Here is a 589-nt window from a genome sequence, read left to right as displayed (position 1 = left end):
TTAATTATTGAAATCTGTAAGGCTACTAAATATAGAAATGGTCATAGGAAAATTAGAGCTATTCTAAAGCGAGAACATCATATTCATCTTAATAGGAACACAGTTCAAAACATTATGCAGAAGCATCATTTGCAGTGTAAGGTGAAACCAAAACGCAAGTGGAAATCGCAGGGAGAAAGTGAAGTCATTGTACCTAATATTCTTAATCGTGATTTTAGTGCAAGTAAACCAAATGAGAAGTGGGTAACGGACATTACGTATATCCAGTATGGCAGCGAAACATTATATCTGTCTACGATTATGGATTTGTATAATAATGAAATCGTAGCTTATAAGATTTATAATCATCAACAAACGACATTAGTAATTGATACACTGCAGGATGCTTTGGATAAACGCAATCAGCCAGAAGGAGTTATTATACACTCCGATCAGGGGAGTGTGTATACATCGTATACTTTTCAAAATTATTTGAAGGAACATCATTTAGTAGGTAGTATGTCCAGACGAGGGAACTGTTGGGACAATGCGGTGATTGAATCATTTCATTCAAATTTAAAGACAGAGGAATTCCAATATTGTAAGTTTA

Annotated in this window: 1 protein-coding gene; it reads left to right on the top strand. The window is 34.3% G+C overall.

Going from position 1 to position 589, the window contains the following annotated elements:
- On the top strand, positions 1–589 hold a 589-nt coding region (locus tag ACTNDN_RS24975), incomplete at both ends, for an IS3 family transposase (protein WP_441132579.1).

It is taken from the genome of Niallia sp. HCP3S3_B10, from assembly GCF_052064465.1.
GTDB lineage: Bacteria > Bacillota > Bacilli > Bacillales > Cytobacillaceae > Niallia > Niallia hominis.
The sequence above is the reverse complement of the archived record's forward strand: the minus strand, read 5'-3'. Positions and strand labels throughout refer to the sequence as shown.